This is a genomic window from Aeromonas sp. S15(2024) (assembly GCF_041402265.1).
GTDB lineage: Bacteria > Pseudomonadota > Gammaproteobacteria > Enterobacterales > Aeromonadaceae > Aeromonas > Aeromonas dhakensis.
The window spans coordinates 519,190-536,742 of the sequence record NZ_JBGLQY010000003.1; the positions used below are offsets into that span (position 1 = coordinate 519,190).

Annotated in this window: 14 protein-coding genes and 1 tRNA gene; 13 read left to right on the forward strand and 2 right to left on the reverse strand. The window is 58.7% G+C overall.

Features of this window, described 5'->3' with window-relative positions; genetic code table 11:
• Positions 1-18: 18 nt before the first annotated feature.
• Together fdhF and ACB033_RS09575 are read right to left on the reverse strand one after the other, a co-directional pair.
• On the reverse strand, positions 19-2,163 hold the full coding sequence (fdhF, locus tag ACB033_RS09570) for a formate dehydrogenase subunit alpha (RefSeq protein WP_371140483.1): 2,145 nt from the start codon (positions 2,161-2,163) through the stop codon (positions 19-21).
• Between the two features lie 46 nt (positions 2,164-2,209).
• Positions 2,210-2,809, reverse strand: coding sequence for a 4Fe-4S binding protein (locus tag ACB033_RS09575; protein ID WP_005301859.1), 600 nt, complete (start codon positions 2,807-2,809; stop codon positions 2,210-2,212).
• 620 nt (positions 2,810-3,429) lie between these two features.
• Here ACB033_RS09575 and ACB033_RS09580 point away from each other — a divergent pair.
• The 13 genes from ACB033_RS09580 to selA all read left to right on the forward strand — a co-directional run bounded on the left by ACB033_RS09580 (position 3,430) and on the right by selA (position 17,551).
• Complete coding sequence (locus ACB033_RS09580; protein WP_371140484.1) at positions 3,430-4,254, forward strand: DUF3800 domain-containing protein; 825 nt, start codon at positions 3,430-3,432, stop codon at positions 4,252-4,254.
• 44 nt (positions 4,255-4,298) lie between these two features.
• Entirely contained in the window at positions 4,299-4,829 is a 531-nt protein-coding gene (locus tag ACB033_RS09585) for a hypothetical protein (RefSeq protein ID WP_155270288.1), read from the forward strand.
• A 584-nt stretch (positions 4,830-5,413) separates the two neighbouring features.
• On the forward strand, positions 5,414-7,282 hold the full coding sequence (kup, locus tag ACB033_RS09590; protein WP_371140485.1) for a low affinity potassium transporter Kup: 1,869 nt from the start codon (positions 5,414-5,416) through the stop codon (positions 7,280-7,282).
• 652 nt (positions 7,283-7,934) lie between these two features.
• Positions 7,935-8,600, forward strand: a complete 666-nt coding sequence (locus ACB033_RS09595; RefSeq protein ID WP_371140486.1) for a 4Fe-4S dicluster domain-containing protein — start codon at positions 7,935-7,937, stop codon at positions 8,598-8,600.
• Complete coding sequence (gene hyfB, locus ACB033_RS09600; RefSeq protein ID WP_371140487.1) at positions 8,600-10,498, forward strand: hydrogenase 4 subunit B; 1,899 nt, start codon at positions 8,600-8,602, stop codon at positions 10,496-10,498. Before ACB033_RS09595 ends, hyfB begins: the two co-directional genes overlap by 1 nt.
• Position 10,499: 1 nt before the next feature.
• Positions 10,500-11,453: a respiratory chain complex I subunit 1 family protein gene (locus ACB033_RS09605; protein ID WP_124249915.1), complete on the forward strand. Its 954-nt coding sequence runs from the start codon at positions 10,500-10,502 to the stop codon at positions 11,451-11,453.
• Positions 11,454-11,533: 80 nt separating this feature from the next.
• Complete coding sequence (locus ACB033_RS09610; protein ID WP_061477421.1) at positions 11,534-13,252, forward strand: NADH-quinone oxidoreductase subunit C; 1,719 nt, start codon at positions 11,534-11,536, stop codon at positions 13,250-13,252.
• A gap of 9 nt (positions 13,253-13,261) precedes the next feature.
• Positions 13,262-13,840, forward strand: coding sequence for a formate hydrogenlyase complex iron-sulfur subunit (locus tag ACB033_RS09615; RefSeq protein ID WP_258117064.1), 579 nt, complete (start codon positions 13,262-13,264; stop codon positions 13,838-13,840).
• Positions 13,840-14,655 carry an NADH-quinone oxidoreductase subunit B family protein gene (locus ACB033_RS09620; RefSeq protein ID WP_124249913.1) on the forward strand — a complete coding sequence of 272 codons (816 nt, stop codon included), beginning with the start codon at positions 13,840-13,842 and terminating at the stop codon, positions 14,653-14,655. The genes ACB033_RS09615 and ACB033_RS09620 overlap by 1 nt, the downstream gene beginning before the upstream one ends.
• Positions 14,648-15,061 (forward strand): formate hydrogenlyase maturation HycH family protein, encoded by a 414-nt coding sequence (locus ACB033_RS09625; protein WP_117403334.1) that lies wholly within the window; start codon positions 14,648-14,650, stop codon positions 15,059-15,061. Before ACB033_RS09620 ends, ACB033_RS09625 begins: the two co-directional genes overlap by 8 nt.
• Complete coding sequence (gene hycI / locus ACB033_RS09630; protein ID WP_117403332.1) at positions 15,061-15,570, forward strand: hydrogenase maturation peptidase HycI; 510 nt, start codon at positions 15,061-15,063, stop codon at positions 15,568-15,570. Before ACB033_RS09625 ends, hycI begins: the two co-directional genes overlap by 1 nt.
• Positions 15,571-15,763: 193 nt before the next feature.
• Positions 15,764-15,855: transfer RNA gene (locus tag ACB033_RS09635), tRNA-Sec, on the forward strand.
• Positions 15,856-16,123: 268 nt separating this feature from the next.
• A complete protein-coding gene (gene selA, locus ACB033_RS09640) occupies positions 16,124-17,551 on the forward strand; it encodes an L-seryl-tRNA(Sec) selenium transferase (protein WP_117403330.1) in 1,428 nt (475 codons plus the stop codon).
• The last annotated feature ends 2 nt before the right edge of the window (positions 17,552-17,553 follow it).

The following is a 17,553-nucleotide window of genomic DNA, read 5'->3' on the forward strand; positions in this document are numbered from 1 at the left end:
CCACTTTATTAACGACGATTACCCTTTGGCGGCGCTGCGCAATTTCGCCTTGAGCGCGCTGTATTCAGTCTGGACGTACACTTCTGCCCCCGGCTGATCCTCGATACGCTCAATTTTCACTGCGCAGTACTTGTACTCCGGCGTGTAGGAGACGGGGTCCACGTGCTCGATGGTGAGCTCGTTGCAGGCCCCGATCCACCACTGGTAGGTCATGTAGACCACCCCGGCGTTGACCCGCTCGTTGTAGTTGGCCCGGGTGATCACCTTGCCACGGCGAGACGAGATCCAGACCAGCGCCTGATCCTTCACCCCCAGCTTCTTGGCATCGCTCGGGTGGATCTGCACATAGCCAGGCTCATCGGCCAGGGTTTGCAGCGCCGAGCAGTTGCCGGTCATGGAGCGGCAGGAGTAGTGGCCCACTTCGCGCACGGTGGAGAGCACCAACGGGTACTCGGCACAGGGCTGCTCCAGCGGCGGCCGCCACTCGGAAGCAATCAGCTGACCCTTGCCGCTCGGGGTGGTGAACACATTCCCCTCGAACAGGGTGCTGGTGCCCGGGTGATCCTCGGTCGGACAGGGCCACTGCACGCTCTTGAGATCGGCCATCTTGTCGTAGCTGACTCCGGCGTAGAGCGGGCAGAGTCCGCGCAGTTCGTCCCAGATCTGCTCGGTGTTGTGGTACTCCATGGGATACCCCATGGCGGTCGCCATCAGCGAGAAGATGGCCCAGTCGGGCTTCACGTTGTCCGGCGGCGTCACCGCCTTGTAGAAGCGCTGGAAGCCGCGATCCGCCGAGCTGTAGACCCCCTCGTGCTCGCCCCAACTGGTGGCGGGCAGAATGACGTCGGCCATCTCGGCGGTCTGGGTCATGAAGATATCCTGCACGATCACCAGCTCCATCCCCGCCAGGGTACGGCGGAACTGACCGAGGTCGGCCTCGGTCTGGGCCGGATCTTCCCCGAAGATGTAGAAGGCCTTGCACTTGCCCTCCTCCACCTTGTGACCAAGCTCGGTCAGCCGATAGCCGGGTTTCTGGGACAGAGACTCCACGCCCCACGCCTTGGCAAACTTGGCGCTGATGGCAGGGTCGCTCACCGACTGATAACCGGGGAACTGGTGGGGCAGCATCCCCATGTCGCAGGTGCCCTGCACGTTGTTCTGACCGCGTACCGGCCCGCAGCCGGTGCCACGGCGACCAAAGTTGCCGGTCAGCAGCGCAATCCCCGCAAGCCCCTTGACCACGTCCACCGCCTGACCGTACTGGGTCACCCCCATGCCCCACAGGATCATGGAAGCAGGCGATGCGGCATAGGTGCGAATGGCGGCGCGGATATCGGCGGCCTTGAGGCCGGTGATCCCCTCCACGTATTCCGGGGTGTACTTGGCCACAGTGGCCTTGAAGGTGTCGAACCCTTCGGTGTAGTTGGCGACGAACTCCTTGTTGTAGAGCCTTTCATTGATCAAGACGTTGGCGAAGGCGTTGACCAGCGCCATGTTGGAACCGTTTTTGAGCGGCAGCCACTGATCGGCGATACGGGCGGTCTCCACCATGCGGGGATCACACACAATCACCTTGGCCCCGTTGGCCTTCGCCTTGAGGATATGGCGGGCGACGATGGGGTGAGAGTCAGCAGCGTTGTAACCAAACACCAGCAGGCACTTGGTCTCTTGAATTTCGGGAATGGCGTTGCTCATGGCGCCGTTGCCAACAGTTGTCTCCAGACCGGAGACTGAGGGTGCGTGTCACACCCTCGCGCAGTGATCGACGTTGTTCGTCCCCAGCACCGCACGGGCAAATTTCTGCATCACATAGTTGGCTTCATTGCCGGGGCCACGGGCAGAGCCGGTGGTCATGATGGCGTCCGGGCCATATTTCGCCTTGATGGCAGAGAGGCGGCTGCTGGCAAACTCGATGGCTTCGTCCCAGGAGACGGCTTCGAGCTTGCCACCGCGCTCGCGGCGGATCATCGGGCTCTTGAGGCGGGGGGTCAGCAGGTTGGTGTCGTTCAAGAAATCCCAACCGTAATAGCCCTTGAGGCAGAGCTGCCCCTCGTTGGTCCGGCCGTTGGCGCCTTCGGCCCCCACCACCTTGTCGTTTTCAACCAGCAGGTTGATTTTGCAACCGGTGCCGCAATAGGGGCACACGGTAATGACTTTTTTCATGACTCACACTCTTGTTTGTTAACGAAAAACGGCTCGGCAAGCCCGCTCACACCCGGGCCGGCATTGCCAGCAGGGCCTCGGCACTGGCCAGCTGCTTCTGCCGGTTCAGGGTGTCAAGATGCGCCGGCGTGACCAGCCGCAGCGCCTGGGTCGGGCACACCTCGACACAGGCCGGGCCCGCCTCGCGGTGCTGGCAGAGATCGCACTTGAGCGCCTGCGCCTTGGTCTGCGGCCGCTTGAAGAGCGAATCGGCCGTGGGGGCCACCTCTTTCACCACCACCGCCATGGCGCCGTAAGGACAGGCCACCACGCAGGACTTGCAGCCGATGCAGCGCGCCTGCAGCACCTTGACGCAGCCATCCTCGGTGACGATGGCGTTGTTGGGGCAGGCCATGGCGCACGGCTTGTCTTCACACTGGCGGCAGAGCACCGGTGTAGTCACCTTGCTGCCCACGATCACCTTCAGGCGCGGCTGAAAATGGCTGTCCTTGGAGACCAGATGTCCATCCTCGATGGCAAGATGCAGGCCGCCCTCCCGCTCAAGGGTCCCGCTGCAGGACCCTGACTGGTGTGAAACGGCGCAGGCCACCTCACAGGTACGACACCCAATACAGAGACTGGGATCTGCAATCACGAAGCTGTTCATAGAGAGGGATCCTAAATGGTTCGTTACACCCGACCGCCCTCACCTGGCAGGCGACAACGCGGTCTGCCCCCACGAAGCATTTATCAGACCAACACCGGCAGATGGCCCGTCATAAAATCACAAGCATATGAAAATAAAGAGATAATCTTGATGATAAAGGCGGTATTAGTCGCAACTGACGAGGGTGACGAAGGGGCCAGCCTTCTGATCGACATGACAAAAGTGACGAGGTCGACACTGGCTGATAAAGAGGTACCACCCGGCGCTTTTTCAGCTAATGCGCACAAAAACGCGCCCATAAATAACAGATTTGTTGATCTTGGCCAGATTTCGCGCAGATCGCCCTTTTTACCCCTTACCCGATTGGATAGCATGCTTCAGTTGGCAACCAGCTCATTTCCATGCAGATAAGCGATCCGATTGAGCAGGTTAAAACAGCAGGTTGGAAGCTGGAACTTAGGGACCGAACTAAAGACGACTTTTCTATGTATGACATGTGCTACCAGTTATGTACTAGATTCACCAACTACATAATTTGTTTCCTTAAAAAGGATATAAATGTTCTCCCATTTAAAATCTAATCCCCCTCTATGTAGGATCAAAAACACAATGAGGTAGAAATGGAAAACCCAGGTAAATTAATTTGGAATATTGCATGTGATGAATCTGGTGTTGATGGTGCTAGATATTATGGTTTTGGTAGTATTTGGATGAAATGGCAACGTCGAGGTGACTTTTCAAAGTTAGTTTCAGATTTAAGAGAAAAACACAACTACCATGATGAAATAAAATGGCAGAAGGCACATAGTAAACAATTTAGAAGCTTTTACCTAGAGTTAATAGAACTGTTTTTTAAAAGAGAATGGCTTGCTTTTCATTGTATAATTATTAAAAAGTCAGATGTAAAGAAAGAATATCACCAAGGTGACTACGATTTAGCACGGCGCAAACACTTTAATTTATTACTAAACTCAAAAATTAAATCTGTATTAAAAGCGCATCCTAATCGAGAGTGCCAGTTTCGCGTAGTTGTAGATCCTATTGCATCAAGATATAAAAAAGCAGATGAAGCCTCCCACATTATTGTAAATAATCAGATAAACCAAGTAACCAGACTCTCCGATGTCATAGATAGCTATGTAACTAAAGACTCCAAAACGTCTGTTCAAATACAGTTGTGTGATTTACTACTTGGTGCTGTCATGGCTGCATGGCAAAAGAAAGCCACCTCTGAAGGTAAAATTTTAATTCAAAGAGAAATTTCAGATTATCTTGGATGGATAGATCTTGAGGCAGATACGAATCCATCCGAGCGTAAATTCAACATTTGGTATTTCTACGATAAGAACTTAGGGCCTAGAGAAGTTAAAACTAGAACCGTCAGATTGAAGTATCCACTACCACAGCGAGATACAAAGAATAAAATTCTGATAGATAATATCTGACACAGATACAACTCAACCTTCAAAATTATGGAGAACAGAATTTTATGGCAGTTACCTATTTAGAAATTTTAGATACCACCATCAAAATTGGACTTGGCGCACTAATTAGTGGCATAACAACTTGGCGAATCACTAAGCTTCAGCATAGAAATGATGATGAGAAGCAAAGAAAAATTAGAAGATTTGAGAACCTTGAACATGTAGCTGAACAGGTAGAATATTTTTCACATCATTCCATGATTTATTGGACAAAAATAGTAGATTTCACTCGTCGCCAAGAAAATAATGCTGAACACAGCGATGAACAACTAAAAGAGTTACGTGATGCTCGAACAAACGTGTATGGTTCATATAAAAATCTGAATAGTGCGGAGTCAAAGCTTCTACTACTTGGCCTATCCGAGTGCCAACAAACATTGCGGTCATTTGGCCAGTCTGTATCCAATTTTTATGCTGAAGTATATATTGGTGAGCATGGCAAGTCCCTAAATGAGGTAAAGCTCTGGCGTGAAGATATTCTAGAAAACCGCAGGATATTTTTTAAATATTTAAGCCTCGCTTACACTCACTCATGAAATCTCTTAAATATAAATTTATGTGATGCTAATAGACATTAAATTATGAATATCGTAGTAGCCGTAGGGTGCAATAAGCGCAGCGCATTGCACCTCTTGCATTTTTTAATTAGTGGTGCAATTCACTTCGTTCATTGCACCCTACTTGCTGTCTCTTGATAAATAAAGACTCCATCGCAGCCTTACTCCCTCTCTTTTACTGCCAGAGCCCCTCTTTATTGGCCAGCATTTTATCTTTTATTTCTTAGCCAGCTTGATGCAAAACGCTGGCAAAAATGGATAGCCAGCTAAAACAATCACTTGCAAGGGTCTGGACGGGGTATTTCAATCAGCGGCCAATTAATAATTTCGTTAGCCACCCCTTTTTGATTATTTATACCTGAGCATAAACCCACGACGGGTGTGTCATTATACCCTTAACGGCAGATGAACAGACTGTGTCCCATGATGAGCCTCTTTATATCCAGTTAGCTCCCTTTCCCATCGCAATCCATTAATGCGTTCCTGCGGCACCTGCCGCACGCCCGATAGACGGGGGCGACCCGTGCTGGCCAATCGTCACCATCAAACTGACAGACAACTTCATGAACGGTAATCACAAACAAGCCCTGTCCGGCGTTACGCTGGCGGCGATCGGCGTGGTCTATGGCGACATCGGCACCAGCCCGCTCTATACCCTGCGCGAGTGCCTCTCCGGCCAGTTCGGTTTCGGGGTGGAGCCCGCCTCCATCCTGGGCTTTCTTTCACTAATCTTCTGGCTGCTGATCCTGGTGGTCTCGGTCAAGTACCTCTCCTTCGTGATGCGGGCCGACAACGCCGGCGAAGGGGGCATCCTCACCCTGATGTCGCTGGCCACCCGCAACACCCCGGCCAAGTGGACCCCCTTGCTGATCATCCTGGGGCTGATTGGCGGCAGCTTCTTCTATGGCGAGGTGGTGATCACCCCGGCCATGTCGGTGATGTCGGCCATCGAGGGCTTGAACATCGCCGCACCCTCCCTCGACCCTTATATAGTGCCGCTCTCGGTGCTGGTGCTGACCCTGCTGTTCGCAATCCAGAAACACGGCACCGCCACCGTGGGCAAGCTGTTCGCCCCCATCATGCTCACCTGGTTCATCACCTTGGCGGTGCTGGGTCTGAACAGCATCTTCCAGCATCCCGAGGTGCTGGGGGCGCTCAACCCCGTCTGGGCGCTGCGCTTCTTTGCCAGGTACCAGAGCGCCTCCTTCTTTGCCCTCGGCGCCGTGGTGCTGGCCATCACCGGGGTGGAGGCGCTCTACGCCGACATGGGCCACTTTGGCAAGAGCCCGATCCGGCGCGCCTGGTTTATGGTGGTGTTGCCCTCCCTGGTGCTCAACTACTTCGGCCAGGGTGCGCTGCTGCTGAGCAATCCGGCGGCCATTGCCAACCCCTTCTTCCTGCTCGCCCCGAAATGGGCGCTGCTGCCATTGCTGCTCTTGGCGACCCTGGCGACGGTGATCGCCTCGCAGGCCGTGATCTCCGGTGTCTTCTCGCTCACCCGGCAGGCGGTGCGGCTCGGTTATCTCTCACCCATTCGCATCGTGCACACCTCAGAGCAGGAGTCCGGCCAGATCTATATTCCGGTCATCAACTGGATGCTCTATATCTCGGTGGTGATCGTCATCATGAGCTTCGAGCACTCCAGCAATCTGGCGGCGGCCTACGGCATCGCGGTGACCGGCACCATGGTGCTCACCTCCATCCTCTCCTGCTCGGTGGCCCGCCACAGCTGGCACTGGCACAAGTACCTGGTGGCCGCGCTGTTTATCGCGCTGCTGGCCATCGACGTGCCGCTGTTTGCCGCCAACCTCGCCAAGATCTTCTCCGGCGGCTGGCTGCCGCTCACTCTGGGGGCGGTGATGTTCACCGTGATGACCAGCTGGAAGAGCGAGCGCTTTCAGCTTATTCGCCGCCTCAACGAGCACGGAAACTCGCTGGAGCCGATGATCGCCTCGCTGGAAAAATCCCCGCCGACCCGGGTGGCCGGCACTGCGGTCTATATGTCGCGGGTGGTCAACGTGATCCCCCACGCGCTCCTGCACAACCTCAAGCACAACAAGGTGCTGCACGAGCGGATCATCCTGCTCACCCTGCGGGTGGAAGAGGTGCCCTACGTTCACAACGTGCGCCGGGTCTGCATCGAGCAGCTCTCCCCCACCTTTTGGCGGGTGGTGGCAAGCTACGGCTGGCGCGAGACCCCGAACGTGGAGGAGATCTTCCACCGCTGCAACGCCGAGGGGCTGAGCTGCCGGATGATGGAGACCTCGTTTTTCATGGCCCACGAGTCGCTGATCATGAAGGAGCGCCCCTGGTATCTCTACCTGCGCGGCAAGCTCTTTATGCTGCTGCAGCGCAACGCCCTGCGCGCGCCGGATCAGTTCGAGATCCCGCCCAACCGGGTTATCGAGCTGGGATCCCAGGTGGATATCTGATGGTGTGAGTTGCGCTAAAGAGAGAGGGAGGTATTGGCCTCCCTCTCTTGTTTCCGTTAACCACAATTACCGCCCCTCATCCCCGGCCCTTCTCCCGCAAGGGGAGAAGGGAGCACACCACCGCGAACATATTTGCAGAGCGGTGCAATTCACTTCGTTCTTTGCACCCTACTCCCGGCATGCTGCCGATATGTTTCCGTTCTCGTGCGTCCGATTACGCTTCGCTAATCGAACCTACGGTTTCAAAACAGACGGGCTCTATGCGAACAGACTCGCCGCCGTAGGGTGCAACAAGCGCAGCGCCGTGCACCGCAGCCATATGTAGGGGATCGGTGCAATTCACTTCGTTCTTGGCCCCCTGCTCCCCCCGATGCCCTACCGCAGACCCGTAACCCTTTCGCCCCTTGTCACGACCCCGCATTCAGCCATGCCGATACCGTTTTGCGGGGGTGACGAACCCTCTCCTACCCTTCGTCACAAGTGACGAACGTCACCCTTCGACAGTGGGACAAGCCCTCGACGCCCGTCGACGCTATTTTTAACATCATTTAAAAACAAACACTTACACACATCCAGCCAGGCAAAACCAAGCTGGCCCGTATCTTGCCAACCTGCCCCTATTCACTCCGTTCGCGACACGACAAGGTAGGCTATGAACCGCTTCGTTATCGCTGACCCCAAGCTTTGTATCGGCTGTGGCACCTGTATGGCGGCCTGCAGCGAGGTACACAAGGCGCAAGGTTTGCAACAAGCCCCCCGTTTAACCGTTATGCGACACGAGCAGGCGACCATGCCAGTTCAGTGCCGTCACTGTGACGATGCCCCCTGCAGCAAGGTGTGCCCGGTCGAGGCTATTCGCCAGACCGGTGATTGCGTGCAACTCAACGAGTCGCTCTGCATCGGCTGCAACCTCTGCGCCGTGGCCTGTCCCTTTGGCGCCATCCAGAGCGGCGGCAGCCGTCCGGTGGCCATGGCCACCAGTTACGACACCTATATTCCCAGCTCCATCCGCTCCAGCAACCCCTCCACCTCCGCGGGCCTGCGCTGCTTTGGCGAGGATCTGCTGAGCTGGGAGCCGGGGGTGCGCAGCATAGCTATCAAGTGCGACCTGTGCGAGTTTCGCGCCGACGGCCCGGCCTGTGTCGGTGCCTGCCCCTCCCAGGCGCTGAAGCTGGTCAATGACGGCGACACCGAACGCGCCGCCCGTATCCGTCGCCAGCAAGCGGCCAACACCAACCCGCAAGGGGCCTCCGCCTTCTCGGCGCCTGCCACGGCGCTCCCTGCATCCGATTTATCCACTACAGAGGGAGCGTGCTGATGTTGTCCCCCCTTGTTATGGCCACGCTCCTGCTCTTTTTGCTGGGCGCTGCTGCCGGTTTGCTCCTGCAAAAACTGCCCGCACTGGCCAACCGTCTCAATAGCGGTTTTGCCCTGCTGGGCTCGCTCGCGGGCCTCATCGCCGCCATCCAGACCTTTGCCCAAGGCGCCCCCGTCGACGGCCAGCTCTGGCTGCTGGGCTCGGTGCATCTCGGCTCTTTTTATCTAGACACGCTCTCCGCGCTGATGCTGCTGGTGATCAGCACGGTCGGCGTCGCCGTCGCCCTCTACTCCTTTGCCTATATCCGCGAATATCAGGGCAAGGGGGATGTGACCATCGGCGCGCTGATGAACCTCTTCCTCTTTGCCATGGTGGGCATGGTGCTGGCCGACAACGCGCTCGGTTTCTTGCTCTGCTACGAGCTGGTGACCCTCACCACCTACTGGCTGGTCAAAACCAACCCGGAGGCCGCCAAGCAGAGCAGGCTTTACCTGGTGATGAACCATATCGGCATGGCACTGGTGCTGATCGCCTTCTGGCTGCTCTGCCGCGACAGCGGCTCGCTGGAGTTCGCCGCGCTGCGCGAGCACCATCTGGCGGGCCCCCTGGCCTCCCTGGTGTTCCTGCTCAGCTTCTGCGGCTTTGGCCTGCGCGCCGGTTTCGTGCCGCTGCACGGCTGGCTGCCGGTGGCCGAGCCCGTCGCCCCCTCCCATATCTCGGCGCTGATGTCAGGTGTGATGGTGAAGCTGGGTCTGTTTGGCATCTTGCGGGTCAGCATCGATTTTCTCGGCGCCAGCCAACTCTGGTGGGGCTATGTGGTGCTGATCTTCGGTGCCTGCTCGGCAGTGCTCGGGGTACTGTTTGCGCTGGCCGAGCACGACCTCAAGCGGCTGCTCGCCTACCACACGGTGGAGAACATCGGCATCATCCTGATGGGGATAGGCATCGGCATGATCGGCATCGCCAACCAGCAACCGGCACTGGTGGTGCTGGGGCTGCTCGGCGCGCTTTATCACCTGCTCAACCACGCCATCTTCAAGAGCCTGCTCTTTATGGGCACCGGCTCTGTGATGTTCCGCCTGCACACCCGCGACATGGACAAGATGGGGGGTCTTGCCAAGCTGATGCCCTGGACTGCGCTGGCGTTCCTCATCGGCGCCATGGCCATCTCGGCGCTGCCGCCGCTCAACGGCTTTGTCAGCGAGTGGTTTATCTATCAATCCTTGCTCTCCATGACCAAACTCGGCACCTCTGTCGTTGCGCCGCTCGCGGTAGTGATGCTGGCGGTGACCGGCGCCATGGCGGTGATGTGTTTCGTCAAGGTGTATGGCATCTGCTTCTGCGGCGCACCGCGCAGCGAACACGCGAGCCACGCCCGCGAAGTACCGGGCGCCATGGTGGCAGGCACCCTGCTGCTGGCCGCCGTCTGTCTGGTACTGGGTCTGGGCGCCCCCTGGATTGCCCCCCATATCGCCAGCTATGGCCAAGCCTTGGTAAGCGGCCAAATGAACGTGGCCAGCGGCGCCACCCTGCTGCCGCTCGATAGCTCACAAGCGATCCTCTCACCACCCGTTATCGCCATCACCCTGCTGGGGCTGTTCCTGATTCCGCTGCTGGTACTGGCCATCTTCAAGGGGCCCAAGCTCGGTCGTCGTCACGCCGGCACGCCGTGGGCCTGTGGTTACGCCTATGAGGAGCGCATGAGCCTCACCTCCGGCGGTGTCACCCATACCTTGCGCCAACTCTGCGCGCCGCTCTATCGCAAGCAGCCGCAGCTCGATCTGGCCAGCGCCCTGCACGGGGTGAGCGATGCCAACGGCAACACCGGCTGGCCGCTGCTCTCTTTAATAAATGGCATTGTGCTGGTGCTCTTTATCCTGATGGCTGTAGGAGTCTGATATGCCTGTTCTTGAAATGCCGAGCTGGGGCATGGTTGCCCTCGCCCTGACCCAGGCCATCGCCATGCTGGCGCTGGCGCCGCTCGCCACCGGTTTCAACCGGGTGCTGCGAGCCAGGATGCACTCCCGTCAGGGGCCGGGCCTGCTGCAGGATTACCGGGATATCGCCAAGCTCCTGCGCCGTCAGGAGGTGACCCCCGAGCCTGCCGGCATCCTCTTCAACCTGATGCCTGCGCTGCTGATCGCCGCCCTCTTGCTGGTAGGGATGGCGCTGCCAACCCTGACTCACGAGTCCCCCTTCCCCATCGCCGGGGATCTCATCACCGACATCTATCTGTTCGCCATCTTCCGCTTCTTCTTTTCGCTCTCGGGGCTCGACAGCGGCAGCATGTTTGCAGGTATTGGTGCCCGCCGCGAACTGACCCTCGGCATTCTGGTGGAGCCCATTCTGGTGCTCGCCTGCTTCATCATGGCGATGATGGTGGGCAGCTCGGATCTGGGCAATATCAGCAGCTATGTGGCGACCCGGCCGCTGGCCGCGCCCATCGCCACCCTGTTGGCGGGCGCCGCCTGCGCCTTCGCGGTGTTTGTCGAGATGGGCAAGCTGCCCTTTGACTGCGCCGAAGCCGAGCAGGAGCTACAGGAAGGGCCGCTCACCGAGTATTCCGGTGCGGGACTGGCCCTGCTCAAGCTCTCCATCGGCCTCAAGCAACTGGTAGTGGTGCAGCTCTTTCTGGTGATTTTCCTGCCCTTCGGCAAGGCGGCCAACTGGAGTCTGCCGGCGCTCATCGGCGCGGCGCTGATCCTCGCCTGCAAGCTGCTGGTGGCCTTTTTGCTGGCTGGCATCATCGAAAACGCCATGGCCCGCACCCAGTTCGTGCGCACCCACAAGCTCACCCGCTACGGGTTGGGGCTGGCCCTGCTGGCGCTGCTCGCCTATCTGGTCGGGGTCTGAGCCATGCCCGCCAGCACAGCAACTTTTTCCGATTTCATCATTTTCGAATGCTCATTCCCGAACATTAAAGTGAGAACTGCATGACCATCGCCATTTCGGATCGCATCGGCTGTGACTACATCCAGCAGGTGCGAGCACAACTGCCCCACGCCATCGTCGACGAGGAGTGGCAAACCGCCGATCAGGCCACCATTACCGTCAAGCCCACCAGTCTGGTCGAAACGGCCAGCCTGATCTTCCATCAGCTGGGGGGCTGGCTTCCGCTCTCCTTTGCCAATGACGAGCGCAGCCTCAACGGCCACTTCGCCGTCTACCACGTCTTCTCCATGGAGGGCGACACCAAGTGCTGGATCACAGTCCGGGTGCTGGTGGATGCCGATACCCAGGAGTACCCCTCCATCACCCCGACCATTCCGGCGGCGGTGTGGGGCGAGCGGGAGATCCGCGACATGTACGGCCTGCGCGCCATCGGTCTGCCGGATGAACGCCGTCTGGTGCTGCCGGATGACTGGCCGGAGGATATCCATCCCCTTCGCAAGGACGCCATGGATTACCGCCAGCGCCCGATGCCCACCACCGACACCGAGACCTACCCCTTCGTCAACGAACTCGGCAGTGATGCCAACCGCATCGTGCCGGTCGGCCCGCTGCACATCACCTCGGATGAACCGGGCCACTTTCGCCTGTTCGTCGATGGCGAAGACATCATCGATGCCGACTACCGCCTCTTCTATGTCCATCGCGGCATGGAGAAGCTGGCGGAAACCCGCATGGGCTACAACGAAGTGGCGTTTCTGACCGACCGGGTCTGCGGCATCTGCGGCTTTACCCACAGCGTCGCCTACACCACCTCGGTGGAGAACGCCATGGGCATTGTGGTACCCGAGCGGGCCAAGATGATCCGCGCCGTGCTGCTGGAGGTGGAGCGCCTGCACAGCCATATCCTCAACATCGGCCTGTCGAGCCACTTCACCGGTTTCGACACCGGCTTCATGCAGTTCTTCCGGGTGCGGGAGAAATCCATGACCCTGGCCGAACTGCTGACCGGCGCGCGCAAGACCTACGGCCTCAACCTGATTGGCGGGGTACGCCGCGACATCTTCAAGGAAGATCGCATCAAGGGTGCCCAGCTGGTGCGGGAGCTCCGTGATGAGCTCAAACCCCTGGTGGCCATGCTGCTGGATACCGCCAACATCTCCTCCCGCCTCATCGGTATCGGCAAGCTCGACCCGCAAATAGCCCGCGATTTCAGCTGCGTCGGCCCAATGGTGCGGGCAAGCGGCTTCAAGCGCGACGTGCGTCGGGTCCACGACTTTGCCGGTTACCGCGAGCTGCCGATGGAGATCCAGACCAAGGCGGGTTGCGACGTGCAATCCCGGGTGCTGGTGCGCATCCACGAGCTCTACGACTCCCTCGACATGATTGAGTTTGGTCTTGAGCACCTGCCGGAAGGGCCACTGCTCACCGAAGGGTTCACCTACCAGCCGGGCAAGTTTGCGCTGGGCTTTACCGAGGCGCCCCGCGGCGAGAACGTCCACTGGAGCATGACCGGGGACAACCAGAAGCTGTTCCGCTGGCGCTGCCGCGCCGCCACCTACGCCAACTGGCCCGCCCTGCGCTACATGCTGCGCGGCAATACCGTGGCGGATGCACCGCTCATCATCGGCAGTCTGGATCCCTGCTACTCCTGTACCGACCGGGTCACCCTGGTCGACCCCAGGAAGGGCAAATCCACCGTGGTCTCCTACAAGGAGATCGAGCGCTACGGCATCGATCGCAAAAACTCTCCGCTGAAATAAGGGGTCATCATGATCAAGCTGTTCAAGACCATCCTCAAGGCTGGCACCCCAACCGCCAAGTACCCCTTCGCCCCTATTGAGGTGAACCGGGATTTTCGCGGCAAACCCAAATATCAGGCGGATCAGTGCATCGCCTGCGCCGCCTGCACCAAGGCCTGCCCGGCCAACGCGCTGGTGATGGAAGTGGACATGGAGACCGGCGAACGGCGCTGGGAGATCTCCATGGCGCGCTGCATCTTCTGCGGCCGCTGCGAAGAGGTCTGCCCGACCCGCGCCATCGCTCTCTCCCCCGAGTTCGAACTGGCGGTAACCAACAAGGCGGATCTCTATGAGGAAGCCCGCTTCGCGCTGGCCCCCTGCACCCTGTGCGGCACCTACTTTGCCCCGAGCAAGCTGGTGGCGCTGGTGGAGGACACCCTCAAGCAGGCGGGTACACCGCTCGCTCGCGATGCCAAGCCGCTGGCGCCGCCAGAGCGACTGCACCACTGCCCCGACTGCAAACGAAAACAGAGCATGCTGAGCCAGCCTGACTCGGCCCTGATCACACCGATAGCCACACCGATGGCCGCACAAAAGGAGTGGATGTGATGAGCAAGATCAAAGGCATAGAACCGGTTGTCGGCCATGCCCATACCCGCGCCGTGCCGCTGGCACAGGATCCCGAGATCACCAAACTCAAAAAAACCCTGCTCAAAGACATTCGCCGCTCGGCCTATGTCTACCGGGTCGATTGTGGCGGCTGCAACGCCTGCGAGATCGAGATCTTCGCCACCATCACCCCGCTGTTCGATGCCGAGCGTTTCGGCATCAAGGTGGTCGCCTCCCCCCGTCACGCCGACATCCTGCTCTTTACCGGCGCGGTGACACGGGCGATGCGGGTACCGGCCCTGCGCGCCTACGAGGCGGCGCCCGATCCCAAGATCTGCATCGCCTACGGCGCCTGTGGCTGTGACGGCGGCATCTTCCACGATCTCTACTGCGTCTGGGGCGGCACCGACAAAATCGTGCCGGTGGACGTCTATATCCCGGGCTGCCCACCGACGCCGGCAGCCACCATCTACGGCTTTGCGGTGGCGCTCGGTCTGCTTGAGCAGAAACTCAAAGCCACCAGCCACGAGGTGCAACCGGGTGAGCGGGTCGAGCTGCGCCACACCGGCATCCCGAGCGAAATTCGGGTGATGATCGAGCGCGAAGCGCGCCGCATGGCCGGTTACCGGCAGGGGCGGATCATCGCCGACGAATTCATGGCCCTGCTCGAAGGGGCGACCCAGCAGGATGTGGATCTGCGCATCCAGAGCTACCTCGATCAACACGACGACCCGCGCCTGGCGGAGATCGTCAACAACCTGGCGAACGCCTGCCTCAACCGGGCAGCCGGCAAGGGAGAGGCGCTGCATGGCTGACGAGGTTTTCTTCTATCGCCTCTCGCGCAAGTTCGTCGACGAGCAGTTCGACGTGCCGGAAGAGGCCAGGGAGGTGATGTACTACAGCCTCGCCATCGGCCACCACCTCGGCATCGTCGATTGCCTGCGAGCAGACCTGGTCTGCTCGCTGACCGGTTATCGCAACTGGGTGGCCAAGCTGCCAGAGGGGAGCGAAGCGCGCCGCAAGATGGAGGGGTTTCTCACCTTTGGCGAGATCACCATCTATCGCGAGCACTGCCATATGCTGGCCTGCGCCTTCGACCGACTGCGCAAAGCCGACAATGTGCTCGATGAGCAGGAGCTGGGCTGGACCAACATTTTTATGGATCAGCTCACCGCCCTCTATAACGACCCCCATATGTACCTGATGGTAAGGAGCCGCTGATGGGCTGCAATCTCGTGTTGACCGTGGGCAATGCCATGATGGGGGACGACGGTGCCGGCCCCTATCTCGCTGACAAACTGCAGGCCGCCCCCCTGCCCGGCTGGACTCATATCGACGGCGGTATCGCGCCGGAAAATGTGGTCCATAAGGTGCGGGAGCTGCAACCGGAGCGGGTGGTGCTGGTGGATGCCGCCGAGATCGGCGAGAAGGCGGGAACCCTGCAGGTGATCCCCCCCGAGACCATCGCCGAGATGTTTATCTTCTCGACCCACAACATGCCGCTCAATTTCCTGATCGACGAGATCAAGACCTTTGTGCCCGAGGTGATCTTTGTCGGGGTGCAACCGGCCATCGTGGCGTTCTCCTTCCCGATGACCGAGATGGTGAGTGAGGCGATAGATTATCTTTATCAGCACCTTGATACTGCCAAGGATACCAGCTTGTTAATAGAGAGACTGGACCATTGGAATATCACCAACGCGGAGTCAGATTATTTGCCAGCTTGTTAACAGCAGCGTTGAATTATCCAGGTAAAGGCATATAAAAACGCCCGATGTTAAATTAAAAACATCGGGCTAATTGCCATGAAATTGATATACATCAACGCGCAGACATTTTTCATAAAATCAGCCAACTCGCTATTTTTAAACATAAAAAATCGTTGCCAGTCACGAAAAATTGCCACAAAATGGTGGCTATTGCGGAAGCTGATGGGGTCTGGTGGCCTCCTCGGTCTTCAAAACCGATGAGAGCCGAGAAGGCTTTGGCAGGTTCGATTCCTGCCTCTTCCGCCAAATTTCATATATTGGAGAGAAACCGTCAACTCTGTTTCAGGCTGGTTGACGACTGTTTCACACATTGTTCTAACAAGGCGCCTGTCGCATTGCCAATATAATCTGAATGCGCTCCAACACGCTTATTACTCTGCTCAACAATTAATTTATCCATTCGCCTTTTTTATTAATTCATGAATGGTGGACAGCAGCAAATAAGCAGCGTCGAAGCGGCCTTCCCCGGCAAGGCGGCGTGCATGTCACTCCCACGCACAGCCCGGGTCATCCCATGCCAACTCCGTCTGACGTATCCTCCCTCGCCCCCAGCGCCTCTTATGCCGCGACTCAAGCAAACCAGCGCCGCCTACCACAAGTGGAACAGCTGCTGCAGCAACCCTTTCTCGCCGGTTTTATTGATGAACTGAGCCGCCCGCTGGTGACCCAGGCGGTGCGCGACACCCTGAGCGAGCTGCGCCAGAGCGAGGATTTTCGCCAGCACGGCGTTGCCCCCGAGCAGATCGAGGCGCTGATTGCCAAACGCTGCCGACAGCAGTTGCGCCAGCGTCAGACCCGGGTGATCAACGCCACCGGCACCCTGGTGCATACCAATCTGGGCCGTTCGCCGCTCTGTAGCGAACTGTGGGACGAGGTGCGCGACCTCAACACCGGCTACAACAATCTGGAGCTGGATCTCGCCACCGGCAAGCGCGGCGGGCGCAAGGGGCTGATCGCCCCTCTGCTCCGTTGCCTCACCCAGGCCGAGGATTCACTGGTGGTCAACAACAACGCCGCGTCGCTCTTTCTGTTGCTGCAGGAGGTGGCCAAGGGGCGCGAGGTGATCGTCTCGCGCGGTGAGCAGATCCAGATTGGCGGCGGCTTTCGCATTCCCGACATTCTGGCGCTCTCCGGCGCCAAACTGGTGGAGGTGGGTACCACCAATATCACTACCGCCAAAGACTACCTCGATGCCATCACCGATCAGACCGCGCTGGTGCTGATGGTACACAGATCCAATTTCGCCATTCGCGGCTTTACCGAATCCGCCGACATCGGCGAGCTGGCCCGCGCCCTGCCCGAGCAGGTGGTGCTGGCAGTGGATCAGGGCTCGGGCTTGACCACCGAGGAGTTTGCACCGGACGAAACCTCGGTGCGCCAGTACATCAAGGCGGGGGCGGATCTGGTCTGCTACTCCGGCGACAAGCTGATGGGCGGGCCTCAGTGCGGCATCATCAGCGGCCGTGCGGACCTTATCAAGCGGTTGGAAAAACACCCCATGATGCGCACCTTCCGCTCGAGCCGCATCATCCACTCCCTGCTGGAACGCCTGCTCATCCACAAGCTCAACAAGTCCCCCGTCGGCGAGGGTATCGCCCAACGGACTTTAAGCAACCCGGCCGCCATGCAGGCCAGAGCCTCCCAGCTGATGGCCACCCTGCCCGACTGCTTTGTGCCGGTTCCCGCCCAGCTGGTGGTGGGCGGCGGCACCTTGCCGGACGAGTTTTATCCAGCCCCTGCGCTGGAGTGCACCGACCCGCGTCCGGCCCAACAGTTGCTCGATGATTTGCGCGAACTGCCAGTACCGGTCATCGCCACCGTGCGCCAGCAGAAGGTACTGCTCAATATGGCCACCCTGCTCGACGAGGACATGGAGCTGCTGATCGCCCAGCTTAAGCAACTGCTGCTACCCACCCCGATCACTGCGAGCCAGGAGCCTTGATC